Source organism: Halobacillus sp. ABA4_118 (assembly GCF_056160205.1).
In genome coordinates, this window is sequence record NZ_JBSWWS010000001.1 from 98,316 (window position 1) to 123,706 (window position 25,391).

The 25,391-nt window shown below is 47.1% G+C and carries 26 protein-coding genes; 5 read left to right on the forward strand and 21 right to left on the reverse strand.

Annotated elements, in window-relative coordinates; translation table 11 throughout:
- Positions 1-86: 86 nt before the first annotated feature.
- From dnaJ to gpr, 9 genes are all read right to left on the reverse strand, one after another.
- Positions 87-1,214, reverse strand: coding sequence for a molecular chaperone DnaJ (dnaJ, locus tag ACXAGL_RS00580; RefSeq protein ID WP_474969030.1), 1,128 nt, complete (start codon positions 1,212-1,214; stop codon positions 87-89).
- 146 nt (positions 1,215-1,360) lie between these two features.
- Complete coding sequence (dnaK, locus tag ACXAGL_RS00585) at positions 1,361-3,190, reverse strand: molecular chaperone DnaK (protein ID WP_474969031.1); 1,830 nt, start codon at positions 3,188-3,190, stop codon at positions 1,361-1,363.
- A gap of 39 nt (positions 3,191-3,229) precedes the next feature.
- Positions 3,230-3,775, reverse strand: coding sequence for a nucleotide exchange factor GrpE (grpE, locus tag ACXAGL_RS00590; RefSeq protein WP_474989407.1), 546 nt, complete (start codon positions 3,773-3,775; stop codon positions 3,230-3,232).
- Positions 3,776-3,900: 125 nt separating this feature from the next.
- On the reverse strand, positions 3,901-4,923 hold the full coding sequence (hrcA, locus tag ACXAGL_RS00595; protein ID WP_474969033.1) for a heat-inducible transcriptional repressor HrcA: 1,023 nt from the start codon (positions 4,921-4,923) through the stop codon (positions 3,901-3,903).
- 99 nt (positions 4,924-5,022) lie between these two features.
- Positions 5,023-6,162 carry a radical SAM family heme chaperone HemW gene (gene hemW, locus ACXAGL_RS00600; RefSeq protein ID WP_474989409.1) on the reverse strand — a complete coding sequence of 380 codons (1,140 nt, stop codon included), beginning with the start codon at positions 6,160-6,162 and terminating at the stop codon, positions 5,023-5,025.
- A gap of 73 nt (positions 6,163-6,235) precedes the next feature.
- On the reverse strand, positions 6,236-8,050 hold the full coding sequence (gene lepA, locus ACXAGL_RS00605) for a translation elongation factor 4 (RefSeq protein ID WP_474969035.1): 1,815 nt from the start codon (positions 8,048-8,050) through the stop codon (positions 6,236-6,238).
- A gap of 93 nt (positions 8,051-8,143) precedes the next feature.
- Positions 8,144-8,464 (reverse strand): hypothetical protein, encoded by a 321-nt coding sequence (locus ACXAGL_RS00610; protein ID WP_474969036.1) that lies wholly within the window; start codon positions 8,462-8,464, stop codon positions 8,144-8,146.
- A gap of 12 nt (positions 8,465-8,476) precedes the next feature.
- Positions 8,477-9,631, reverse strand: a complete 1,155-nt coding sequence (spoIIP, locus tag ACXAGL_RS00615) for a stage II sporulation protein P (protein WP_474969037.1) — start codon at positions 9,629-9,631, stop codon at positions 8,477-8,479.
- An 84-nt stretch (positions 9,632-9,715) separates the two neighbouring features.
- Positions 9,716-10,801, reverse strand: coding sequence for a GPR endopeptidase (gene gpr / locus ACXAGL_RS00620; RefSeq protein ID WP_474969038.1), 1,086 nt, complete (start codon positions 10,799-10,801; stop codon positions 9,716-9,718).
- Between the two features lie 160 nt (positions 10,802-10,961).
- On the opposite strand from gpr, the gene rpsT reads away from it, so the two are divergent.
- Positions 10,962-11,222 carry a 30S ribosomal protein S20 gene (gene rpsT / locus ACXAGL_RS00625; protein WP_027955339.1) on the forward strand — a complete coding sequence of 87 codons (261 nt, stop codon included), beginning with the start codon at positions 10,962-10,964 and terminating at the stop codon, positions 11,220-11,222.
- Positions 11,223-11,321: 99 nt separating this feature from the next.
- Here the strand turns inward: rpsT and holA are convergent, their stop codons facing one another.
- Positions 11,322-12,350 carry a DNA polymerase III subunit delta gene (gene holA, locus ACXAGL_RS00630; RefSeq protein ID WP_474989411.1) on the reverse strand — a complete coding sequence of 343 codons (1,029 nt, stop codon included), beginning with the start codon at positions 12,348-12,350 and terminating at the stop codon, positions 11,322-11,324.
- A gap of 346 nt (positions 12,351-12,696) precedes the next feature.
- Here holA and ACXAGL_RS00635 point away from each other — a divergent pair, with 346 nt between their 5' ends.
- Positions 12,697-12,831, forward strand: a complete 135-nt coding sequence (locus ACXAGL_RS00635; protein ID WP_027955338.1) for a YqzM family protein — start codon at positions 12,697-12,699, stop codon at positions 12,829-12,831.
- A gap of 40 nt (positions 12,832-12,871) precedes the next feature.
- Here the strand turns inward: ACXAGL_RS00635 and ACXAGL_RS00640 are convergent, their stop codons facing one another.
- The 3 genes from ACXAGL_RS00640 to ACXAGL_RS00650 all read right to left on the reverse strand — a co-directional run bounded on the left by ACXAGL_RS00640 (position 12,872) and on the right by ACXAGL_RS00650 (position 16,314).
- The gene (locus ACXAGL_RS00640) at positions 12,872-15,043 is read right to left on the reverse strand and encodes a DNA internalization-related competence protein ComEC/Rec2 (RefSeq protein WP_474989413.1); all 2,172 of its coding nucleotides are present in this window, start codon (positions 15,041-15,043) and stop codon (positions 12,872-12,874) included.
- Between the two features lie 86 nt (positions 15,044-15,129).
- On the reverse strand, positions 15,130-15,687 hold the full coding sequence (locus ACXAGL_RS00645) for a ComE operon protein 2 (RefSeq protein WP_474989415.1): 558 nt from the start codon (positions 15,685-15,687) through the stop codon (positions 15,130-15,132).
- Between the two features lie 57 nt (positions 15,688-15,744).
- Positions 15,745-16,314, reverse strand: coding sequence for a helix-hairpin-helix domain-containing protein (locus tag ACXAGL_RS00650; protein WP_474969042.1), 570 nt, complete (start codon positions 16,312-16,314; stop codon positions 15,745-15,747).
- 77 nt (positions 16,315-16,391) lie between these two features.
- Between ACXAGL_RS00650 and comER the strand changes: the two genes are divergently transcribed.
- On the forward strand, positions 16,392-17,201 hold the full coding sequence (gene comER / locus ACXAGL_RS00655; protein ID WP_474969043.1) for a late competence protein ComER: 810 nt from the start codon (positions 16,392-16,394) through the stop codon (positions 17,199-17,201).
- 79 nt (positions 17,202-17,280) lie between these two features.
- On the opposite strand, the gene ACXAGL_RS00660 is transcribed toward comER, so the two are convergent.
- Genes ACXAGL_RS00660 through ACXAGL_RS00695 form a run of 8 tightly spaced genes read right to left on the reverse strand, consistent with a single transcriptional unit; the run spans position 17,281 to position 22,391 of the window.
- Entirely contained in the window at positions 17,281-18,009 is a 729-nt protein-coding gene (locus ACXAGL_RS00660) for a class I SAM-dependent DNA methyltransferase (protein WP_474969044.1), read from the reverse strand.
- A 1-nt stretch (position 18,010) separates the two neighbouring features.
- The gene (gene rsfS / locus ACXAGL_RS00665) at positions 18,011-18,364 is read right to left on the reverse strand and encodes a ribosome silencing factor (RefSeq protein ID WP_027955332.1); all 354 of its coding nucleotides are present in this window, start codon (positions 18,362-18,364) and stop codon (positions 18,011-18,013) included.
- A 47-nt stretch (positions 18,365-18,411) separates the two neighbouring features.
- Positions 18,412-18,972, reverse strand: coding sequence for a bis(5'-nucleosyl)-tetraphosphatase (symmetrical) YqeK (yqeK, locus tag ACXAGL_RS00670; protein WP_474989417.1), 561 nt, complete (start codon positions 18,970-18,972; stop codon positions 18,412-18,414).
- Complete coding sequence (locus tag ACXAGL_RS00675) at positions 18,956-19,528, reverse strand: nicotinate-nucleotide adenylyltransferase (RefSeq protein ID WP_474989419.1); 573 nt, start codon at positions 19,526-19,528, stop codon at positions 18,956-18,958. Before ACXAGL_RS00675 ends, yqeK begins: the two co-directional genes overlap by 17 nt.
- Before the next feature lie 14 nt (positions 19,529-19,542).
- A complete protein-coding gene (gene yhbY / locus ACXAGL_RS00680; RefSeq protein ID WP_474989421.1) occupies positions 19,543-19,833 on the reverse strand; it encodes a ribosome assembly RNA-binding protein YhbY in 291 nt (96 codons plus the stop codon).
- Position 19,834: 1 nt separating this feature from the next.
- Positions 19,835-20,671 carry a shikimate dehydrogenase gene (gene aroE, locus ACXAGL_RS00685; protein WP_474989423.1) on the reverse strand — a complete coding sequence of 279 codons (837 nt, stop codon included), beginning with the start codon at positions 20,669-20,671 and terminating at the stop codon, positions 19,835-19,837.
- Positions 20,672-20,682: 11 nt separating this feature from the next.
- Complete coding sequence (gene yqeH / locus ACXAGL_RS00690) at positions 20,683-21,783, reverse strand: ribosome biogenesis GTPase YqeH (RefSeq protein ID WP_474969049.1); 1,101 nt, start codon at positions 21,781-21,783, stop codon at positions 20,683-20,685.
- Positions 21,783-22,391 (reverse strand): YqeG family HAD IIIA-type phosphatase, encoded by a 609-nt coding sequence (locus tag ACXAGL_RS00695; protein WP_474970420.1) that lies wholly within the window; start codon positions 22,389-22,391, stop codon positions 21,783-21,785. Before ACXAGL_RS00695 ends, yqeH begins: the two co-directional genes overlap by 1 nt.
- Positions 22,392-22,626: 235 nt before the next feature.
- Between ACXAGL_RS00695 and sda the strand changes: the two genes are divergently transcribed.
- Together sda and ACXAGL_RS00705 are read left to right on the forward strand one after the other, a co-directional pair.
- Positions 22,627-22,794 (forward strand): sporulation histidine kinase inhibitor Sda, encoded by a 168-nt coding sequence (gene sda, locus ACXAGL_RS00700; RefSeq protein ID WP_474969050.1) that lies wholly within the window; start codon positions 22,627-22,629, stop codon positions 22,792-22,794.
- A 258-nt stretch (positions 22,795-23,052) separates the two neighbouring features.
- Positions 23,053-25,389, forward strand: coding sequence for a Na+/H+ antiporter subunit A (locus ACXAGL_RS00705; RefSeq protein ID WP_474969051.1), 2,337 nt, complete (start codon positions 23,053-23,055; stop codon positions 25,387-25,389).
- The last annotated feature ends 2 nt before the right edge of the window (positions 25,390-25,391 follow it).

The following is a 25,391-nucleotide window of genomic DNA, read 5'->3' on the forward strand; positions in this document are numbered from 1 at the left end:
CCTCTCAAAAAAAGTCTGCACGATGAAAACAGGACATTGAATCGGAAATCACCTGCAAATTCCATCGTACAGACTCTGATACATCCTTAGTCGCCTTTGAAGGCGCGCTTCATTCGCTCAAAGAAATTGCCGTGCTGTTCTTCAGCGGCTTCATTTCCACTAATATCATTGAATTCACGAAGCAGCTCTTTTTGGCGCTCGGTCAGATTCTTCGGTGTGATGACTTTCGTCTTCACATGCTGATCACCCTGGCCGCGGCCATGAACGTTCGGTGCTCCTTTTTCTTTCAGGCGGAACGTTTTTCCAGTCTGCGTACCGGCAGGAATTTTCAGCTTCACATTCCCGTGAACGGTAGGCACCTGGATTTCGTCACCCAGAGCTGCCTGTGCAAAGGTCAAAGGCACTTCACAGAAGATATGATCGCCTTCACGCTGGAAGAATTCATGTGGCTGCACACGGATGACAACAAACAAGTCGCCGGCCGGTCCGCCGTTGGCCCCGTCTTCTCCTTTGCCTTGTACACGGATCTGCTGGCCATCATCAATACCCGCAGGAATATCAAGGTGGATTTTGTTGCGTGTTTTCACGCGGCCATCGCCGCCGCACGTATTACATTTATCCTTAATGATTTTTCCGCTGCCCTGACAGTGGTGACAGACACGGCGGTTTACGACACGGCCGAATGGTGTGTTCTGCTCCTGATTAATCTGGCCGGAACCTTGACAATGGGAACACGTTTCCGGTGTAGTTCCCGGTTTCGCCCCGGAACCATCACACGTATCACAGTCTTCCTCTACAGGAATTTCAATATCCGTGGATTTTCCGAAGATGGCTTCTTCAAACTGAAGGGTCATCGTATATTGCAGATCGGCACCTTTACGAGGGGCGTTCGGATCACGGCGGCGGCCTCCACCGCCGAAGAACATATCAAAGATATCACCGAAGCCGCCGAAGTCTTCGGCGCCTCCGCCAAATCCGCCGAACCCTCCCTGGTTCGGACCGGCATGGCCGAACTGGTCATACTGGGCTCTCTTCTGCTGATCGCTCAGGGTTTCATAAGCTTCTTTTGCTTCCTTGAATTTTTCAGAAGCATTTTCCTCTTTGCTGACGTCTGGGTGATATTGACGAGCCAGCTTGCGGTAGGCTTTCTTAATTTCATCCTTCGAGGCATCCTTGGACACACCAAGCACCTCATAATAGTCACGTTTACTCACTTGTAGATCACTCTCCCGGACGCTATTGCATAACGTTAATATTAACACTGAAGGGTAGGGTGGGCAACCGTCGCCCCTTCCCCTTCTTATTCATTAAAAAAGTCAAAGTCAAGAAGATCCTGACTTTGACTTTTTTCTACGCTATCTTACTTCTTGTCGTCTTCATTGACTTCTTCATAGTCAGCATCTACGACATCTTCCTCGGCTCCGCCGGCCTGTTCACCCTGCTGGGCTTCTGCCTGCGCCTGAGCCTGCTCGTAAAGCTTAACGGAAAGTGCCTGAACCTGCTCTTGAAGGGCATCTTTCTTTTCCCTGATGGCATCAAGGTCTTCGCCTTCAAGGGCTGTTTGAAGTTCTTCCTTAGCTGTTTCTGCTTTTTGCTTTTCCTCTTCACTGACCTGCTCACCAAGATCCTTGATGGTCTTGTCTGTTGTGAAGATCAGCTGATCAGCTTCGTTTCGAAGTTCAACAGCTTCACGTTTCTTCTTGTCTTCTTCCGCATTTTCTTCTGCCTGACGAACCATGTCTTCGACTTCGTCATCAGAAAGACCGGAAGAAGATTTGATTGTAATGGACTGCTCTTTGTTTGTACCAAGATCTTTAGCACGAACATTCACAATACCGTTGGCATCAATATCGAAGGATACTTCGATTTGTGGAACACCGCGTGGTGCCGGTGGAATATCCGTCAATTGGAAGCGTCCAAGTGTTTTGTTGTCCTGAGCCATTTCGCGCTCCCCTTGAAGGACGTGAATGTCTACAGCTGTCTGGTTATCTGCTGCTGTAGAGAACGTCTGGGAGTGGCTGGTAGGAATCGTTGTGTTCCGTTCAATCAGCTTCGTTGTTACGCCGCCCATTGTTTCAATACCCAGGGAAAGTGGAGTAACGTCAAGAAGAACAACATCTTTTACATCTCCTTGAAGGACACCACCCTGAATGGAGGCACCAAGTGCTACAACTTCGTCAGGGTTTACACCTTTGGAAGGATCCTGGCCGATTTCACGCTTGATGGCTTCCTGTACGGCTGGAATACGTGTAGAACCACCAACAAGAATAACTTTGTGGATGTCCCCTGCACTCATGCCGGCATCTTTAAGAGCCTGACGAGTCGGCTTCATGGAACGCTCAACAAGATCAGAAGCAAGCTCTTCAAATTTCGCACGAGTCAAGTTCATTTCAAGGTGAAGCGGTCCTGCTTCTCCTGCTGTGATGAACGGAAGGGAAATTTGCGTCTGCGCTACGCCAGAAAGATCTTTCTTCGCTTTTTCAGCTGCGTCTTTCAAGCGCTGTTTCGCCATTTTGTCCTGGGACAAGTCAATGCCGTTTTCTTTCTTGAATTCAGCTACCATGTGGTCGATAATGACTTGGTCGAAGTCGTCTCCGCCAAGACGGTTGTCACCAGCTGTGGAAACTACTTCAAATGTACCGTCACCGATGTCAAGGATGGATACGTCAAACGTACCGCCGCCAAGGTCATAAACAAGAATTGTCTGATCCTGGTCTTCCTTGTCAATGCCGTAGGCCAGTGCTGCAGCTGTCGGCTCGTTGATGATACGCTCTACCTGAAGACCAGCGATCTTACCAGCATCTTTTGTTGCCTGACGCTCCGCATCGTTAAAGTAGGCTGGAACTGTGATCACCGCTTTATCAACGGTTTCTCCAAGATAGTCTTCAGCATAGTTCTTGATGTATTGAAGGATGATTGCAGAAACCTCTTGAGGTGTGTATTCTTTTCCTTCAACTTCCACCTTATAGTCTGTACCCATGTGACGCTTGATGGAAAGAAGTGTGTTCGGGTTTGTAATGGCCTGACGCTTCGCTACTTCCCCTACCTGACGTTCTCCATTTTTGAATGCCACTGCGGATGGCGTCGTGCGGTTACCTTCAGGGTTAGGGATAACTTTCGCTTCCCCACCTTCCATCACTGCTACACAAGAGTTCGTTGTACCTAAGTCAATACCTATGATTTTACCCATGGTTGAATGTCCTCCTTTACGTACTCATCTACCTGTTTTTTATTGGTTTACTTTTACCATTGACGGGCGGATAACCCGGTCATTCAATCGATAGCCCTTCTGGAGCTCTTCCACTACGATATTGGATCCGTAGTTTTCATCCTCTACCTGCATCACTGCCTGGTGAAGGTATGGATCAAACTCCTCGCCCTGTGCAGGGATGACATCAACGCCTTCTTTCTCAAGAGCGGATTTGAATTGGTCGTAGACCATCTTCATACCGTTGGCAAGATTTTTGGCGGCGTCACTGTCGACCTCCACCTGAAGGGCTCTATCGAAGTTATCTAAAGCTGGAATCAGCTCTTCAATAAGACTTTGAGATCGATATTTCCGATCCGCCTCTTTTTCTTTCTGTGTACGACGGCGGAAATTATCATAGTCTGCCTGCAGACGAATCAGCCGGTTGTTCAGCTCCTCTTTTTCCTGACGGAGCTGCTCTGTTTCCCCTTGAGACTCTTCGGTTTCTTCTACTACTTCACCTTGAACCTCTTCCGGTTCCTGCTGTTCATCTTTTTCATCAATGATTTCCTGTTTGTTCTCTTCCATGACTTCCACCTCCTACTATCCATTACACCGTTAATGAATATAACATGAATCTATATCCTAAAAAAGCATCACACAAAAAGATGCGATGGGAAATCCCGCCCATCCTCCTTCTGCCGTCCGCAGGGTCAATACCAGCCCCGGAACGTATTGGTCATATGCTTGGATAGTACATTCATCAATGAAAACATCCGGTTGTACTCCATGCGCGTCGGACCTAATAAAGCGATGGTCCCCATCTGATCGTTGCCAAGATGATAGGTGGCCGTTATCAGGCTGCAGTTCTGCATGGAATCGAATGGATTCTCCTGACCTATTCTGACTTGAATGCCTTCCTGACCGGAACGCAGCAGATCAGCCATTTCATTTTCCTGTTCAATCGTAGCATAAAGCGACCGGACCTTTTCCAGATCCCTGAATTCCGGCTGCATGAGAATGTTTGTCTTACCACCGATGTAAAGCTTCGTCGGGTGGTCTTCCACAAGAGCGGCTCTTAAATAAGCGAACGCTTCTTCATGGTGCTCTGTATGGTGTCTTAACAAGGCGTTAATTTCCGTATAGAGCTTCTCGTGCAGCTTGACAAGGGGAACCCCCTGCAGACGCTGGTTCAGGATGTTGACCATCTTCTCAAGGTCTGTGCCTTTCATTTCCACAGGTACATTAAAAGCCCTGTGCTCCACATGCCCGGTGTCTGTAACAAGGATGGCAATCGCAGAATAATCAGAGAGTGGAACGATTTGGAGCTGCTTCAGCTTCGTTTCAAAAACTTCCGGCCCAAGAATAATGGAGGTGTAGTTGGTCATTTCAGACAGGATCCCCGCCGATTTTTGAACCACTCTTTCAAACTCCATCATTTTTTCGTTAAAGGCATCTCTGATCGTAACGATTTCCTGCTGGGACAACCGCAATGGAGAAAGCAGATGGTCGACATAAAAGCGGTAGCCTTTTTCAGAAGGCACCCTTCCGGATGAGGAATGGGTCTTTTCAATAAACCCCTGATCCTCAAGGTCGGCCATTTCGTTACGTATCGTAGCGGAGCTGAACGTTACAGCTTCTTTCTTCGCTATGGTACGCGATCCTACCGGCTGAGCGGTCAGAATGAAATCATCAATAATCACTTGCAAAATCAGCAATTGTCTATCTGTTAACATCGATGATCACCTCTGTTAGCACTCGTTTAAAGTGAGTGCTAAATCTAATAATAAATTATCAAAAGGGTTCGGTGATGTCAACGGAAAACCATCAATTTTTCATTCGTCCAGAAGGAATTCCTGGAACACTTCATTCCCAAGGATTCTTCCCCGTGGTGTAAGCTGGATAAACCCGTTGTTTTCCTGAATCAGCTGCCTGTTTTTCAATGTCCCGAGTGCGTCACCGAAAATATAATCCATCGGCTTCTGGTATTTTTCGTAGAAACGCTCTATGGATACACCCTGCGTTTTTCTCAAACCAAGGAACATCTCTTCTTCCATTTCTTCCTTGGTTGTGATGGGTTCTTCGTGAAGAATCGGCTTTCCGTCTTCTCCCGCCTTTTTTACATAGGCTGGAAGCGGGCGGATATTAATTGTTCGTTTTCCAGGCATATAGCCATGGGCTCCGGCCCCGATTCCGTAGTAATACTCGTTATTCCAGTATGTCAGATTGTGTCTGCTTTCAAACCCAGGAAGGGCGAAGTTGCTGATCTCATACTGATGGGCTCCGGCGGCAGACAGTTTACGCTGCAGCAGCTCATACATCTCGGCCTCATCCTCTTCCTGTGCCTTTGTCAGTTTCCCTTTTTTATAACGTTGATAAAAAATCGTTTTCGGTTCAATCTGCAGTGAATAGGACGAATAGTGAGGCAGACCGAACTGGACCGCTTCATCGACCGTTTTTTCGAAGTCTTCCACCGTCTGGCCGGGAAGAGCATACATTAAATCAATGCTTATATTGGTAAGGCCCGCCTGTACGAGACGGTCAATATTCGTATAGACGTCCTTGACTTTGTGTACGCGTCCGATTTTTTCCAGCATTTCATCATCAAAAACCTGGACGCCGAGAGAGATCCGATCCACTCCATACGCTTTCAGCAGACGTACCTTCTCCACGTCGAGGTCCCCCGGGTTCGCTTCGAATGTATATTCTTCGCACGAGGCGGTATCAAAGTGATCATCAATCATCTTCAGCAGCTTTTCCAACTGCTTATGATTGACGGCTGTAGGCGTTCCTCCACCTACAAAGATCGTGCGCACGCGGGCTTTCTCCCCCGGGATGTACGTGTGAATTTCTTTCTCCAATGCTTCTAGATATTCATCTGCCAGCCGTTCATTGTAAAAGAACTTTGTAAAGTCGCAGTAATGGCAGATCTGTTGACAGAATGGAATGTGTATATAAGCGGATGGGATATTCATGGATGTTTCCACCTTTCATAAGGAAAACCGCAAGAGAATAGTCTCCTGCGGTCTTTATAGTAAGTCTGTTCGTTTAGTCTTCGTTCAAATCAAGCACAGACATGAAGGCTTCCTGTGGGACTTCCACAGAGCCTACCATCTTCATGCGCTTCTTCCCTTCCTTCTGCTTCTCAAGCAGTTTACGCTTACGGGAGATATCTCCTCCGTAACATTTGGAAAGGACGTTTTTACGCATCGCCTTGATCGTCGTACGGGCGATGATTTTGTTTCCGATTGCAGCCTGGACCGGAACCTCAAACTGCTGTCTCGGAATGAGTTCTTTTAACTTATCTGCAATCAGCTTTCCACGCTCGTAGGCAAAATCTCTGTGCACGATGAAGGAAAGCGCGTCAATGGTGTCTCCGTTCAGAAGGATATCCATTTTCACAAGGTTGGAAACACGGTAGCCGATGAGTTCATAATCAAAGGAGGCATATCCTTTCGTCTGGGACTTCAAGGAATCGAAGAAGTCGTAGACAATTTCAGACAATGGAATTTCATACACGATGTTGACACGGTTGTCGTCAAGATACTGCATATCCATGAAGTTTCCACGCTTGCGCTGACAGATCTCCATAACCGGACCGACATAATCATTCGGAACCATTATTGTAGCTCTGACAAAAGGCTCCTGCACCTCATCCAATGTCTGGTTATCAGGCATCATGGATGGGTTATCGACATTCATTTCAGAACCGTCTGTCGTCGTAACCTTATAAATCACGCTCGGAGCCGTTGTAATGAGGTCGATTTTATATTCGCGTTCGATCCGTTCCTGGATGATTTCCATGTGCAGCATTCCGAGGAATCCACAGCGGAAACCAAACCCAAGCGCCTGGGAGGTCTCTGCTTCGAACTGCAGGGAGGAATCGTTCAGTTCGAGACGCTCCAGGGCATCACGAAGATCGTTATATTTACTGGCGTCCACCGGATACATCCCACAGAATACCATCGGATTCATACGCTTGTAGCCCGGCAGCGGTTCAGCTGCGGGGTTGGAGGCCAGAGTAATCGTGTCACCCACACGGCTGTCTCCAATGTTTTTAATGGAGGCGGTCAAGTAACCGACATCACCGACTGTCAGTTCTTTTTTATGAGTCGGAGTCGGACGGAAGACACCGAGTTCATTCACTTCAAACTCTTTGCCTGTTGCCATCATTTTTATTTTGTCGCCCATTTTAATAGAGCCCTCGCGGACACAGACATAGGCAACGACACCGCGGTAGGAATCATAAAGGGAATCAAAGATCAACGCTTTCGTCGGATCTTTGACCCCGCCTTCCGGTGCAGGAATGTCGGTCACGATACGCTCCAGAATTTCATCAATGCCGACGCCCTCTTTAGCTGAAGCAAGGATCGCATCGGATGCATCAATACCGATCACGTCTTCGATTTCCTGTTTAATCCGATCAGGATCCGCACCAGGAAGGTCGATTTTGTTAATGACCGGGATGATCTCCAAATCGTTTTCCAACGCCAGATACACGTTCGCCAGTGTCTGGGCTTCGATTCCCTGTGCAGCGTCGACGACGAGGATCGCCCCTTCGCAGGCAGCAAGACTTCGGGAAACCTCATATGTAAAATCGACGTGGCCCGGTGTATCAATCAGGTGAAACGTATAATCCAAACCGTCATTCGCTTCATAATTCAATTGAACGGCGTTCAGTTTAATCGTAATCCCGCGCTCACGTTCCAGATCCATAGCATCAAGGAACTGCTCTTTCATTTCACGCTGGGTTAAGGCTTTTGTTTTTTCTAGGATACGGTCCGCCAATGTCGATTTCCCGTGGTCGATATGGGCAATAATCGAAAAGTTCCGGACCCTCTCCTGTTTGTTTTGTGCTGTCAACTTAAATCACTCCTACTGAATTCGACACAAATATCTAGGTTGATTATAGCAGTAACCCCCGGATTATTCAATGGCATAGAAAAGCAGGACGTGTCATCCTGCCTGTATGATTTCCGAAGCCACGACGATCATAACGTTGAACGTGACCGCCACTCCTTCCCCGATCCCTGCAGCGAGACGGGTAATCCAAGGGACGTCTTCTTCTTGAAAAGATGGGTGGCAGTCTTTTTCATCCGAGGGAATTTGTTTTGTTGTTTGGGAGGAAGTCTGCTCGCTTGCTGCTTTTTCCTCCTCCACACGTTCCTGATGGACAGGCACGGCCTCATCAAACGTTTCATTGTTCTTCTCAATGCCATACAAAGCGCCGGCAATAAAGACGCCGAACAGGATGATCAGACCGGCCAGTCCCTTCATGATCGTCCCTCCTTATGGTTCTGTCGTTACTTTTTGTTCGTCAAAGTAATAATCACTGAACACTTCAGCCATGATATCCGCTGAACGGTACAATTCATCCAGATTATTATAAACACCACCGAACTCAATAAGTATGGCATTGGGATTGATATCCTGATTGTAGACGCCATCGACGCCTGATCCTTTTTTCGTAATGACTCCGCGGCTGATGCCCGGATACGTTTCCTCCAGCTTGTTATGAAGGGTGGTTGCAAAGGCCAGGTTCTTCTCATAACCAGGATGCTCCGCACCGATGACAAAAGCGAAACGGGCGTAATCCTTTCCATCGATCGTTGTCGTTGTGTGCTCCCTTCCAAGACTGTCCCTGTGAAGATCGAAGAAGTAGGTCAACGAACCGTTGGAGCTTACTGCCTCCTCCACAACCGGACGGACAGCATCATAGGACTGGTAGTACTCCATACCATTCTCACTACGGAGAGCGGCTACATCTGTTTTATCCACCACCGTCCCAACCCCTCTTCTTTCCAGACTCTGTCCTAAGCGGTCGCCCACAAGGGTTATATTCACTTTCCCATCGTACACGGTCGTTTCGTCTGGAAGATGAGGATAAAAGGATTCCGTGTTGTGCGTATGGTAAATATAGACAGAGTCTTCGCCAGCCGGTTCAGCTTCCTGATCTGTACCAGAATCCTGCTGTTCCTCGATGTCCCCTTCTTCTCCACGATCCTCTACTTCAAGCGGTGGCTCTGATTCAATCGGCAGTGTAGAAAAGTCCGTCCCCTGCCCGGCAATAATAATCTGACTGTTGTAGGAAGATAACCCGGGAATCTCTCTGCCAAGCAGGCTTCGCGGGTCATTGGGAGTCAGACTTGTCAGCAATTGAAAAGAGAGGGAGGTGAGACCAGGGATCCGGTTTCCCTCTGGATGTGCATCCTTAAACACACGGTTTTCCATTTCAAACAGATAGATGAAGGATCCGCCTTTCAACTTCGCCGTCCACTCCTGTATCGTATCGGAATACAGCCGGTAGGTCGTTTTCGCACCGGTAAGTACACCGATACCAATGAATAATAGAATCAGGATCGTGACACTCAGAACCACCCACCGGGTCCCGCGCTTTACTATATTTTTGTCCGCCTTTTTCCACTTGTCCGGGTAACGGGACATAAAAAATCCTCCTCTCATACACATCTAGTAAATGGTATGAGAAAGAGGAATTTCATAGAACCGGTCTCTATCATTTTTTCTATTTCAGTATGACTCCAGCCGGCCGTCTTCTACTCCGGAGTGAAGCGCGCCGTTGATACCGGCAGCAATGACACAGGCCATATCCTTGATAAAACTGTCGACTTCTTTCGGAGTGACCATCAAATTGTGACCAAGAGGAGTCAGGACTTCCTTGATCAACTGCTTTTTCTCGTTTGCCTCAAGCTGACCGAACATGCCCATCACCGCCTGGCTTTGTTCGTCGTCAGGATGATCTTCTTCTGTCAGTGTTTTTCTCTCAAATGGATTGAGGGCCGGTGACAATGCGTTGGAGGGACGGTCTTTTTCCCTCCATTCACGTCCAAAGTGCTTGAGAACATAGTCAATCGTATCACTCGTAATGGTAACGGCATCCACAACTGTGGGGACACCTATAGAGATGACAGGAATGCCGTACGTTTCCCGGCTGATTTCCTTTCGTTTGTTTCCGACACCGGATCCTGGATGAATGCCTGTATCCGACAATTGAATGGTCGCATTAATCCGGTTGATGGACCTCGAGGCCAGGGCGTCAATAACGAGGACAAAATCAGGCTTGATCTCCTCGATAATCCCATGGACCATATCACTCGTCTCTATCCCTGTGACCCCCATGACCCCCGGTGTAACGGCAGAAACCGGGCGCCACCCCTCCGCAACGGTTTCTGGGTGCAGTTCAAACAGATGACTGGTCACATAGACATCTTCGGTCACAAGCGGACCAAGGGCATCCGGGGTTACATTATGATTTCCGAGCCCGACAATCAGACCTCTGTCCATATCTTTGATGCCGCACGCTCCCATTAATTTTCTCAATTGAACCGACATCGTTTCTGCCAGGTTTTCCTGGAGTTCCTTATCCTGTTTGCGGATGGCCAGGGATTCCAACGTCACATAGTGCCCTGGTTTTTTACCAATTCTTTCTGCCCCCGCTTCATCTACGGTCACATACGTAATGGTAATATCATTTTTCTTATTTTCATGAACTTCCACCCCGTCGCTGTCTGAGGATGACGGATCATCCTTAACATTCATTTCCTGCGCTTCAAGCGCCAGATCCGTGCGGATGGAGTAGTGTAATCGTTCTTCCATATCGTCAGCCTCCTTATTCAAATGTTCTCCCAAGCAGAAGAAATCTATGCAGATGATCGGATAAGGAATGAGATAAGTATTGAAAACACCTCGCTGCTCTGGTAGAATGTCTCTTGTTCGATATGAATGAGTCTTTTGTTTTTACCTAGGAGGTGAAACCATGCCTAACATTAAATCAGCGAAAAAACGTGTACGTGTAAACGATGATGCCCGCGCTCTTAACGCAGCATTCAAATCTGACATGCGTACGGCGGTTAAACGTGTAGAAAAGCTTGTTGAAGCTAAAGATGTAGAAAACGCGAAAGAAGTGCTTCCTACAGCTGTTAAGAAAATTGACAAAGCTGTTCAACGCGGCGCCCTGCCTCAAAACACAGGAAACCGTAAAAAATCCCGCCTAACTAAATTAGTTAACGCACTATAATTAAATCGTAATTTATGACCAACAGACGATCCTTCTATTGAATGGGTCGTTTTTACATGAAGGAAGCCCCCCGGCCTGCTGCCGGAGGGCTTCTTTGTTTTATATCGTCGCTTTTTCATCAGCCGCCTGCTGTTTAATGTGGATCAACCGGTACAGGAGCATTTCAAAAGCGAGCGCTTTTTCCATTTTCCCCTGCTTCAGATTATAATCCGTCTCCGCAAGTTCATTCATGATTTGGTTCAGTTCCTGGTTCGTGAAAAACCGCTCTCTTTTCAATGCCATTTTTATGACGTAGGGATGTGCTTTAATATACGTTTTCATCTGGTTCTGGGCATAACCCTTTTGTTTAAGCACTTTCGCTTGATTGATGATGCGGAACTGGGAGGAAAGAAGGGCTGTCAGCGCAATCGGCTCTTCGTTGACTTTCTCAAGATCCTTATAAATCCGGATCGCTCTTCCAAGGTCCCTTTCCATCACAGCATCGACGAGTTTGAGTCCGGATGCTTCCGCACTGTGCGAAAGGAGCTGCTCTGCCACTTCTTTCGTAACAACGCCGCCTTCCCCTACATAAAGGGCAAGCTTTTCCATTTCATTCCTCAAAGCCATCAGGTTCGCGCCAATTTCCTGTGTGAACAATTCATAAATATCCTCCGGCACGGTAATATGTAAATCCCGCGCGAGACTTGAAATCCACTTATCCATATTCCATTCTTTCACAGGCTCACAGTGGATGACCTCGCCATGTTTTTTCAATTCCTTGAAAAGCTTTTTCCGTTCGTCCAGTTTTTCATACGGAGCGATGAGGATCAGTGTCGTGTATTCTGCTGGATTTTGTATATACTTCAGCAGCCTATCCACATCATGCTCAAAGGAGAGCTTGTCCGGTTTCGCCTTTAAGAAGACAGGACTGGCAGCGATCACCACTTTCCCATCCCCAAGAAACGGAAAGGTTTCCGCATCTGTGATAACATCCTCGACAGGGATTTCCTCCAGGTCGTACTGGGATACATTAAATTCGCGGTCTTCTTTCTTTAACGCCTGCTTAATGATTTTATCTTTATTCTCTTGTATCAGATACGGCTCTACTCCATATAGTAAGTACACCTGTGATTGATTCAGCTTGGCCATACAGTGGTTGTCCTTTCTTATAAAAAAAGAATACGGCACCCTCCTGAGAGGGAGCTCAGTGTCACTATTTTATTGTCCTTTTCAAGATCTGTCAAAAAGTGACGTGAGCATGCCGTATGAACCATCTATATAAACGCCATTTCAAAAGCCCCGGGTGCTTTTGAAGAGGACGATGTTGTTCGTCTCTTGCGTTTAGTTTGACCGCCTGGGGAAGAATTATCTGTGACAAGTCTTGCTAGCTGTGGCAAACGTATGAATCCAGGATAATTTTAGAAATCCTTTTCACACCATGTAGATTTTTGGCTGTAAATGGACTATACTTAGTAATTGATATAGGAGGGGTAATATGAACGAGTTCAAGAATGATATTCAATCCAAAACGAATGATGTCATTGATTCCGGATTGGGATTTGTCTTCTCATTTGTCTTCTTCTTCATTATTTTCGCAATCGGGGTTGTATTTTCTGTGGTCGGTCAATAATGGTGCAATTCCGGAAGGCTGCTTATGAAGCAGTCTTTTTTTATTTTCTGCTTGCATTATACGGAAGAAAAGTAGAAAACGTTCCATCATCTCCATAAAAATTATAGGTGACAGCCCCGGATTGATCTGTCCGGAGAATGACCGCCTCCTGATCCATCAGTCTTTTCAGTACTTCTTCGTGCGGGTGACCGTAACGATTATCGACGCCTGCAGATATCCATACCACGTCAGCATCCACCCGCTCCAGCCATTCCTCACTTGAAGATGTGGTACTGCCGTGGTGAGCTGCCTTCAAGACATCGGCACGAACAGCCATAGACCCTTGAAGCAGCTGTTTCTCAACGGGGGCTGAGATATCTCCAGCGAACATCCACTTCTTCCCACCAAGATCGAAATCCACCACGAGGGAATTGTCATTCGCATCTCCCTTGTTTTCTGCCGGATGCCGGACACGCATTTCAAGACCTCCGCCCTTCAACAGGTCTCCTGCCTCCACCCTTAGCTGCTCCACCCCTTTATACTGGACAGGATTAAAAGGTGACGTCACCAGACGATTCACATTATGGTGTTGGAGCAGGTATGGAACACTTCCATCATGATCACTATCCTCATGAGTAATGAGAAGGGTATCAACCGTATGGATGCCTCTGGATTTCAAGAAAGGGACAATAATGGTTTCCGCCGTCTCGGCCTTATCTTCCATGAAAACAGGTGGCCCCGCAGCATCAATCATCCATACACCTTTCCTGTAAGGCAGTTCAATGATAAAGCTGTCCCCCTGACCAACATCGAGCATTGTCACAGTCCCTTTCGATGACAAGTAAGGAAGGGAAGCATAAACCATAAGCACACCCACACACGCAGCGCCGAACAAAAGAGTCTTCCCACGTTGTTCTCTGCACCAATGAAGCATCATCCTGACAAACAAGACCATAAACACAAGGATTGCTGAAACAGCCAGTTCCCCAATGACCCAGGGAAAGTCCAGCAAACCTCCCACTTCCATAACTGCTGAGAGGACACGCTGGTGAAGATCAGAAAATATCGAGGAAAACCTATAAGTGACAGAACCGGGAAAAATAAGCGCAGCAAGAAACAAAAGGAAGGACACCGGAATGACGAAGAAGGAAAAATAGGGGACCACCGCCACATTTACGAAAAGGGACAGGGGTTGAAATTCGTAAAAATAGTGGATTTGAAGAGGGAGGATGGCCAGCAGACAGATGAGACTGATGATCATCGTCTGCTGCCAAAGACCAGATGCCTTCTTCAACACAGGTGCAGAAAGGATAAGGCTGAAGGTGACAAGGAAGGAAAATTGAAAGCCCACCTGATGCAGGTAATCAGGATTCCAAACGAGCAGGAAACCTGCTGTCCAGGCAATGACATCCGACAATGGAATCCGGCGGTTAAACATCGAAGTGACAAGGACGATGAGGGCCATAGCACAAGCCCGGATGACCGATGGCGCGGCGCCGGCGAGGATTGTATATGATGGGAGAAAGAAGAACAGAAAGATGCGGGCCTGCCTTTTTGTTGCCAGGCCGGACCGGTAAAGAGAGACATAGACTCCTCCGGCCAGCAGTCCGGCGTGCAGTCCTGAAATAGCGAGGATATGAGAAAGGTTATACGCTTGAAACCACTTGATGATATCTTCGGGGACAGCATCTTTCTCTCCAAAGACCAGCGCTTTGACCCAACTGTACGATTCAGGATCCAACTGACGCTGGACCTTTTTCAGAAGATGCGTCCGCCATTCATACAGATAACTGAACCGGGACCGCCCCTCGCACGCTGTATCTGAGTGATCCTGCACCACCATCTCCGCAAGGACACCCTGCGTGTACATATACGCCGCATAATCAAATGCACCCGGGTTCCGGGCAGAATCAAACGGGCCTGTCACACCGGAAACCATACAGACAGATCCATGGTGAAACACAGGTACCTGCTCATCAGGATCACTTTTCAAAATACGGACCTGCCTTTTGATGCCGTCTTCATCTTTCATAAGGAACTGCACAGCATAGGAGGTTTCCTTCACTTCTGAATCAATAATACCGGTCCATGATTCACTGCTTTCCTTTTGTGTCAGAGGAGACTGAGGGGCAAGGTAGATAAAACCAGCAGCGAGGAGCATACAAAGGAGAAGAAATTGATGGAGATGGGTGCGGTAACCAAAAAGGACAACGGATATCAAAACCGCAAACACATAAACGGCATCCTCTTCCAGGGAGGCCAGAACCCCGCCCGATGCAAAAGCAAGGACGGGGAGGTGCCACCGGCCGGTACAGGCGTTCATTTTTCGTGAAGGGAGAAGTAATGGCCGGCTAATTCCCTTAACTGTTCCACTTCAGGATCCCGGGACTCTTCCAGTTTCTCAATAAGCCGGCCGACAAGGTCCCGCTGCTCCGTCTGCATGGGAGGAATTTCCATTGGCACCTTTTTCATCCGGACACCGGCCTGTTGGAAAAGCTCGACAGCATATGGATCATTTTTATAATCCTCCCCATAATAAACCGCTCTAATTCCCGCCTGTATTAATGCCTTCGTACAGTGAACGCAGGGAAAGTGAGTAACATAGACCTCCGCCCCGTCTGCAGCTACGCCAAATTTTGAACACTGAAGCAGTGCATTCATTTCAGCATGAATCGTCCGGACACAATGGCCGCCTACGACATAGCATCCTTCATCAATACAGTGCACTCCGCCGCTCACACTCCCGTTATAACCGCCGGCTATCATACGCTTATCCCGGACAATGACAGCTCCTACGGCAAGCCTCTGACAGGTGCTTCTGGATTTCAACAGGTAACTCTGTGCCATAAAATATTGGTTCCACGTGATTCGTTCCATCTATGTATCCCCCTGTTTTTTCATTAAGTTTACTTGCTGTATGTCCTGCCGTCAACGTTATGGAACAGCGATATATTCCTTCAGCTGGTCTAATGTTTTCTCTCCGATTCCGGGTACATCGAGCAGTTCCTCGACAGATCCAAACGGACCATGCTCTTCCCTGTATTTGATGATACTTTCGGCTTTTGACGGCCCGATGCCGTTCAATGTCTGGATTTCCTCCATAGAAGCCTGATTCACCCTTATTCTGGCCGTATCCATACTTGATGACTGGGAAGTGTCTTCCCCCTCTGCAGCCGCCTCTGTCACGAGCACAACCATTTCATCCTGCAGGACCTGGGCGAGGTTGACGCTCCGAGGGTCAGCCTCCTTCGTCATTCCCCCTGCCTTCGCGATGACATCATCCACCCTTGCCCCACCCTTCATGGAGTAAACGCCCGGACGTAAGACCTCTCCTTTTACGTCGACCACAATTTCATCACTGGAAACCTCCCCTTCAGCCATGACCTGGACCTGCTCTTCTTCAGTAACAACCGTGTTTTCGACATCTGCATCCGGCTGTACCTGCCTGTAAACGAGTACAAGCAGAAGAACAACCATTCCTATCCAGCCGTATCGTTTGATCATGAATCGTCCGCCCTTCTTTCATAAAACTTTACTCTCGGAATACTATTGTATAGGTAACCATTAAGGGAGGGATTCCAATGAGATGGGGAATCATCGGAACCGGAAATATGGGGAGCATGCTTACAACATCACTGATCAAAAGCGGAGCCGTGCGCAGCGATCAATTAACGATTTACAATAGAACAAAAACAAAGGCGGAAGCGTTAAAAGAAGAATTGGGGTCAATTACTGTCGCCGATACGATTCTGGAAACGCAGCAGAACAGCGATATCCTTTTCATTTGTGTGAAACCGCATCACTATAAGGAGATACTCGACCAACTGAAAGGAAAGTGGAAAAAAGATCAATGTCTTGTTTCCATCACCTCTCCGATCGCTGTGGACCAGCTTGAGAAAGCTGTGCCCTGTGAAGTCGCCCGGGTGGTGCCGTCCATAACGAACCACGCTCTTGCCGGCGTCAGCTTAATGACTTTCGGAGAAAAAACGAGTGAAACCTACCAATCGGCCCTTCATAAGGCCTTCTCTCACATATCGACTCCGGTGGAAATTGAAGAAGAATATATCCGGGCAGCCTCTGACATCGTATCCTGCGGCCCGGCATTCATCAGTTTTCTGCTGAGTCAATGGATCAAAGCGGCCGGAGATGTCGCCGGCATGCCAAAGGAAAAGGCTGCGGTCTTAACAGAAAATATGATGACAGGACTTGGAGAACTGCTTTCAAGGCGGGTTATGACATTGGAAGAACTCATGGAGAAAGTGACTGTCAAAGGCGGGGTGACCGGCGAGGGCCTTCAGGCTCTGGAGGATCATATCGGGCCATTATTCCAGAAGATGTTCGAAGCCACACAGAGGAAACATCAGGAGGATAAAAAACACATTCACTTGTAATTTTATTATTCGACATTACTTGACGAATTCCTGCCGGATAGGATAAAAAAAGAGTCCGATTTTCCAATCGGACTCTTCCCTATTTTGTACAAGCAATCAACCAGCGGTCTCCTTCAGCACCGGGTTCTGTACTAAAGTCTGCATAGACTCCCCGGAAGCTGAAGCCGGCGGCCTCCAGCCACGCTTTAAGATCGTGAAGCTCAAACCCCTGTTGGTAATGAACCTCATCAAATCGGTGATAACTGGAACCTTCCTCGATAAAGAAGGTCAAGTCGTGAACGATGCTGTAGTCCTTTTCACCGGGATCACAAAACCATACATAGGACAAATCATCATACACCTCTGCGAAGGTGGAACCACTCAGGTCCCTCTGAATATGCTCTATAGAGTGAACGTCAAATAAAAACAGCCCGCCCTTTTCCAGAGAAGTATAAATACTGGTGAACGCTGCTTTTACCTGCCCTGGTTCCTGCAGATAGTTAAAAACATCACAATAACTGATGACCGCATCAAAAGCCATAGGAAGTTCAAGCTCGGTCATATCCTGTTTCAACCATTGGATGGAGGAACGGGGATTTTTCTGCTGGGCGACAGCAAGCATCTCCTCCGACAAGTCCACACCTGTCATTTGAAATCCTTCCTGATCCAGTCTATGAGTGATCTCACCTGTCCCGCAGCCGACATCAAGAATCCTGCTCCCAGTCACATTGTGGTGCTGCATTTGATTTCTGGTGAATGTCACCCAGCTGCTGTATGGAGCGTCTTCCATCAGACGATCGTACACCCGTGCCATGTCCTTGTAACTCATATTAGTTTTCCAAGCCCTCAACGAACACCGTGTCTGCGTCTCCCCAGAGTCTTTCCAGGTTGTAATAATGACGTTCATCTTTATGGAAGATGTGACACACGACACCGTTCAGATCAATCAACACCCAGCGGGCCTGCTCAAAACCTTCCATACGTTTCACTTCCATACCATTCTCTTCAGCCTGAGCCTTTACTTCTCTGGCAATAGCCTGTACCTGTCTTTCATTGGATCCTTCACAAATCACGAAGTAATCCGCGATTAACGATACATCCGCCATATCCAATACGACGATATCCTGAGCTCTTTTTTCATCACAGGCCTGTGCGGCCAGTGTTACTAATTCTCTGCTTTCCATGAGTTTCCTCCCTTATTCATCCTATATCTCTTTGGGTCTCTTTCTGATTATAATAAATCATTATAGGCATGAAACGTGTCCGGATAAACGGTCCTTCCCTTGCCGACCAAAAATACAATGGTGTTTTTTAATGCAAGGAGACAGGCTTGATCCAAATCCGTTTCCGCCGTTTTACGGACTTCATCAACTCCGGGGAAGTTCCGACCGGGTTCAATGTAATCCGCTAAAAATACAACTTTATCCAAAAGACTCATCTGTTTCTTTCCTGTCGTATGACAGGATACTGCACTGGAAACCTCGGGATCTGTCAAATGAATTTCCTGTTCCAGCATCAGGGCTCCAACAGGGCCGTGCCAAAGCTCATGATGATAATCAAGAAGATCTTTAGGCAGACGTCTGTCGCTTTCAATCCAGCGCCTCATCAAGCCCCTGTCCTTGTACTTGGCATAATCATGGAAGGCACCGGCAAGGGCTGCCTTTTTTACATCAGCGCCAAAGCGCTCAGCGAGGATGACCGCCTCATCAGCGACTCTGACAGTGTGGTCAAAACGCTCTTGTTTAAGAAAAGGTTTGACGTACTCCAACGCTTGTTCACGAGTCATTTCCATAGAGGTGATGCTCCTTTATATAAGAATTCACCGCTTCCGGTACGAGGTAACGGACACCTTTTCCATCTTTAAGTTTTTCCCTGATCATGGTGGAGGAAACATCGACACCGGGGATCTCTACATAATGAACACCGGCTTCCGGATTCCACTCATACCCCGGCCGCTTCACTCCGACAAAATCCACAATGGTTTTCAGTTCATTTATTTTATACCATTGCGGCAGATTTTGTACCATATCTCCACCTATGATAAAGAAAAAATGGTGATCCGGGTATTCGTTATTCAAAAGTGTCAGCGTGTCATAGGTATAAGACGTTCCCTTTCGAACAAGTTCGATATCACACAAACGAAAATCCGGATGACCGGCAATCGCCTGTTCCACCATCTCCAGACGAAGGTCAGCATCTGTCTGTGATTCTTTTTTATGAGGGGGGATATAGGACGGCATAAACCAGACTTCATCCAGCCCCATATCCTCCCGGCAGTATTCAGCCATTAACAAATGTCCATAATGGGGTGGATCAAACGTTCCGCCGAGGATGCCGATTTTTTTCATAAGGGCATCCTGCTTTACGGCAGCTCAATCTGCTTATTTTCTTTAGACTCTTTATACAAGATGATCGTGCTTCCGATCACTTGTACGATATGGGCATCTGTAGCATCTACAATTTCTTCTGCTACAGATGTGGGTTCTTCCAGACAGTTCTGCAGAATGCTGACCTTGATCAATTCACGCTTTTCAAGGGCCTCATTGATCTGTGTCGTCATATTTTCATTGACCCCTGCTTTACCAACCTGAAAAATTGGCTGCACCTGGTGGGAAGCCGCACGCAAATGCTTTTTCTGTTTACTTGTTAACATGTTATTCCCCTTTCAACTTTCGTTCGAACTTTTCAAGGAGCGGATGCGCTTCAGGATGAAGATCCGTCCAGATTTGGAAGGCATAAACCGCCTGCTGCAGCAGCATTTCATGGCCAAAATGCAGACGGGCTCCTTTTTCTTCCGCTTCTTTTAAGAAGCTCGTCATCACCGGCCGGTAGACAATATCACTGACCACCGTACCTTCCTTGATATTTTGAAGCGGCATAATGGATGTATCATCATTCGGGCTCATGCCTACCGTGGTGGTTTGGATAATTAAATCATATCCCCCGGCTGCTTGTTCAGCTTCCTCAATGGTAACTGCTCTGGCAGCGTGGTCACCACCGGTTTCAGTAATCATAGCCTCCGCTCTGCTGATCGTCCGGTTCGCTACATCGACCTTAACCTCTGCCTGGTCCATCAGCGCGGCAAAGATCCCTCTGGCCGCTCCTCCGCTTCCAAGAAGCAGAACGTTGATTTTCTGATGAAAAAGATCTGGAAAACGTGCCTGAAGCGAATGCAGAAACCCTGTTCCATCTGTATTATAGCCGATCCAGCCATCAGATGTCCGCTTGACTGTATTCACAGCACCCAGCTGCTCGGCACTCGCGTCGATTCCGTCAAGATATGGAAGGATCTTCTCCTTATAAGGAACCGTCACGTTGAAACCATCCAGCTGCTGTTTTTTGATCTGATCGATCTCCTCATCGAAATCTTCCGGTGTGATTTCGAACAGGTGATATTTTCCTTCAACCCCCGTCTGTTCCATCAATTGTTCATGAATCCATGGAGACAGCGAGTGTCCGACCGGAAATCCTGCCAAGCCGAATGTAAACAAAAAATCTCCCCCTAAATGAGTGATGAACGAAGGGATACTTTCACACCTTCCGGCACGTGAGCCGTTACTGTGACATCTCCTTCTGGCACAGTGATCCATCCCAGTCCCGAAAATACGATATCTGTCTTAGGCTCCGTAATTTTCAACGTCTGGGCTTTCAAAGGAGGCAGCTTCTCTTTTGTATCCTGATCCGGTGGTGTTAGAAGCTCCCCTAAATGATTTTTATACAAGTCATCGGCTTTTTCCATTTTCGTCCGGTGAATGTGGAGTTCATTGGAGAAATAACCGATAAAGGACGAACGCTCCCCTTTTTCAAAATCAAGCCTGGCCAGTCCACCGATAAACAGAGTCTGTTGTTCATTCAGCTGATAGACCTTCGGCTTCACTTCTTTGCGGGGTGTAATCAATTTCAAGTCTTTATCCGACACGTAGTGGGCCATCTGATGACGGTGGATCACCCCGGGTGTATCGAACATAGAACTCTGCTCATCCAGCGGGATATCGATGAATCCAAGAGTCGTTCCCGGGAAGTAAGAAGTCGTAATCGCATCCTTCACTCCTGATGTGTTGGAAATGAGGGTGTTGATGAACGTTGATTTTCCTACGTTCGTCGTCCCTACTACATAAACATCTTTTCCGTTACGGTAATCCTCTACGGCTCTTGATAATTCTTCGACACCCTGGTTTTTTTCAGCGGAAATCAGGAACACATCCTCGACTTCCAAACCATTTTCCCTGGCGGATCGCTTCAGCCAGTGCTTCACCTTGTTATGGTTCACTGACTTTGGCAGCACGTCCATCTTATTCCCTACAAGAAGAACAGGATTATTCCCGGTCAGTCGTTTCAAACCTGGAATAAAACTTCCATTGAAATCAAAAATATCAATCAGCTGGATGACGAGGCTTTTCGTCCCATTGATCTGATTGAGCATCTCCAGGAAATCATCATCCTGATACGGCACATCCTGCACCTCGTTATAGTGTTTCAGCCGGAAGCACCGCTTGCAAATGATGTCCTCCCGATTTAAAGCGGAAGCGGGGGCGTAACCCGGTTGTTCAGGGTTTGTTGTCTGTATGTCCGCTCCGCATCCCTGGCATTGAATCTCTGCCATTATCCATCTCTCCTCTGCCATGTAATTTTCCCTTTTCTTCTCATCCAGTTTAAAATCCGCCGCTCAATCTTCCGGTTAAAACGGGTAACAAATCCGTCTGTTTCGACGATCGGTACGACGAGAATGGTATGGTAACCTGCAGAGTTGCCTCCAAGAACATCTGTGAGAAGCTGGTCACCGATAACAGCAACCTCGTTCTTATTTAAATTCATCTGCTTGCGTGCTTTCTTGAACGCTTTGGACAGGGGCTTCCGGGCGCTGTGAATAAAAGTGGCATCCAAAGGCTCCGAAAACAATTTCACACGCGCTTCATTATTGTTTGAAGCGATGGTCACCTGAATTCCATGACTGTTCATCTTTTTAAACCATGCCTGAATTTCTTCGGTAGCATCAGGAACATCCCAGGCTACCAGCGTATTATCCAGATCTGTGATAACACCTTTGATTCCTTTGTCCTTGAGTTCCTGTGGATCTATATCAAATACACTTGGAACGTGTTCATCAGGCAGAAAATTATTTAACATCAACTCACTCCATCTCTTATACAACGGCAAAATCTCCTTCACCATCATATACAAAATTTCATTATGTTTCAAAAGGTCTTCCATTAAGAACAAAATTCGTTCGACATTTACCGACAAAACCGGGCTGTGGATAAGTTTATACACATTTTCCACACAGTAACTTCTTTGTTATCACTAAACCTAGATGGTTTTTTCAATTAGTTATCTACATTTTCTTGTAGATAACTTCTATATTGTGGCAAATTTCGGGTCATGGTAAGGTAAACATACATTCAAAGACGGACGTTGAGAGATTAAGAAAACGGGAGGTGACTGTCACATGAGTGACAGCGGTATGAAGCAATTATCGGATTCCCTGCTTATACAATCTTACCACAAAGCTATTGAACTCAATCTTTCCGAAGAATTTGTCGAACAGATCAGTAATGAAATCAAAAAAAGAGCCATTCAGAACCAATTGGAAAAAACGATTCCCCGCGTCGGGTAGATAAAATAAACAAGCTTCATCGTAAACATTCGTTTCTCTCTGGAGAATGAATGTTTTTTTGTGTTTTTTTATTTTTATTATTGATGTGTCTCTTCTTATTTATAAGGAAAGACTAAAATAAGTCTACAACATGCTGCTGCTGGTATGCTACAGTTGAATAATGACCGTTTTTTTGATTACAATTGAATGGATACAAGGCTGTCATCATCCCTATACGAACCAAATAGATGAAACATAGCCAAAGGAGGAATTATCCGCATGCTGGTGGCCGTATTACTGCCTTTTATTCTTGCTGTTTTCATTCCATTCTTAAGCAGATGGAAAGAAAAGCTGCACCCGGGCTTTTTTGTAACACTTGTGCCTGTGGTCATTTTTATTTACTTTGTCCGTCATATCGGAACAGGTTTTGAACCTGTCGTCCAGGAATACTCATGGATTCCCTCGCTTGGGATCAACATGGTTTTCCACCTGGATGGCCTGAGTCTGCTGTTTGTTCTTCTTATCAGTGGAATCGGTGCCTTAGTGGCTTTCTACTCGATTTACTATCTACATAAATCTGAGCAGCTGGGCCATTTCTACGTGTATTTTCTTATTTTCATGGGATCGATGCTCGGTGTCGTTCTCTCCGACAACGTATTTGCCCTGTACAGCTTCTGGGAATTTACGTCATTGTCTTCTTTCCTGTTAATCGGTTTTTGGAATTATAAACAGGAATCTCGGTATGGTGCACTTAAATCCATGCTGATCACCGTGTTCGGGGGCTTGAGCCTGCTGGGTGCGTTGATTTACATGAGTGTGTTAACGAATACAACAAGTATCCGAGCAATGATTGATCAGCAGCAGCTGGTTTTAAACAGTGAATACTTCCCGCTGATTTTAAGTCTGCTTCTCTTAGGGGCTTTCACGAAATCCGCACAGTTTCCTTTCCACATCTGGCTCCCTGATGCCATGGAGGCACCGACGCCTGTCAGTGCTTATCTTCACTCAGCAACCATGGTTAAAGCAGGGATTTATTTAGTTGCCAGGTACTCTCCGATGTTATCTTCCAGTGAATGGTTCTTCATTATTGTGTCCACAGCTGGGATTGTTACATTATGCTGGGGATCTTATATGGCTGTCCGTCAGACAGACTTGAAAGGAATTCTCGCCTTTTCCACCATCAGTCAATTGGGAATGATTATGGCGATGCTCGGTTTCGGAACGAAAGCCGCCGTGTTTGGCGCAGTATTCCATATTTTGAACCACGCTACCTTTAAAGGGAGCCTCTTCATGGTTGCCGGAATCATTGACCATGAAACAGGGACAAGGGATATCCGCCGTCTTGGCGGCTTGATGACTTATCTGCCGATCACAGCGACGCTGGCTGTTTTTGCCTCATTCTCTATGGCCGGTGTCCCGCTGCCGTTCCTAAACGGCTTCTATAGTAAAGAAATGTTCTTTGAATCTTCCCTTCACCTGGAAGCATCAGCCGCTGGTTTCTCTGGTTTTATGATGAGTGTGATTCCTTACCTGGCTGTTCTGGGGAGCATTTTCACATTCGTCTATTCCATGTATTTCTTCTTCGGCACCTTCCGAGGACGTGCGAAGATTGATCAGCTTCCGAAAAAACCACACGAGGCTCCAATCGGAATGCTTGTATCTCCGATGATTCTGGTCGCTGGTGTGATCATTATCGGTTTATTCCCGTTCCTTGTGAACGGATCGTTCATCGCCCATGCGGCGGAGGCCGTTAAAGGCACAACCCTTGATGAAAAACATATTACATTCTGGCACGGTATTATCCCGCCGTTTGTCATGTCCTTAACCGTTGTGGTTTTCGGTGCAATTCTGGCCATATCAAGGAAGGTTTGGTCACCGGTGTACAACTTCCTGCCTGGACGTCTGAATCTGAACAAGTTTTATGATGGGCTTGTCGATCGGACGGAGAGGTATTCCGGAGTCATCACCAAAGGCTATATGAACGGATCGCTCGGGCGCTATGTCCGCTTGATTCTTGCAGCCATCTTAATCGTCAGCTTTGCCTTTATGGCTCTGACCGGCGGATTTACCGTGGATACGTCCAACTTATCCAGAATTACCGCACCTGAAATTGCTGTAGCTGTCACTATGGTCTTGGCAGCCATCGGTACAGCCCTGACCAACAACCGGATCGCGGCCATTTTAATTCTGGGAGTCGTTGGATACGGACTTTCCATGCTGTTCGTCCTTTACAGGGCTCCTGACCTGGCCTTGACTCAGCTCATCGTGGAAACCGTAACAGTAGCTCTATTCCTGCTTGTGTTCTATCACCTTCCTAAGCTGAAGAAGAAAGATCAGCCGATGAGCACGCAGGTTCTTAACGTGATTATCTCTGTCGGCTTCGGGGCACTCATGACAATGGTTGCCATCTCCGCCCACAGCAGTAAATGGTTTGATTCCATCGCCGAATACTTCGTTAAGAACTCCTATAAGCTTGGAGGCGGAGATAACATCGTCAACGTCATTCTTGTTGACTTCCGTGGTCTCGATACGTTGTTTGAAATCGTCGTTCTCGGAATCGCCGCCATGGCCATTTACGGATTAATCCGATTAAAGAAACCGAAGGAGGATGAATAACA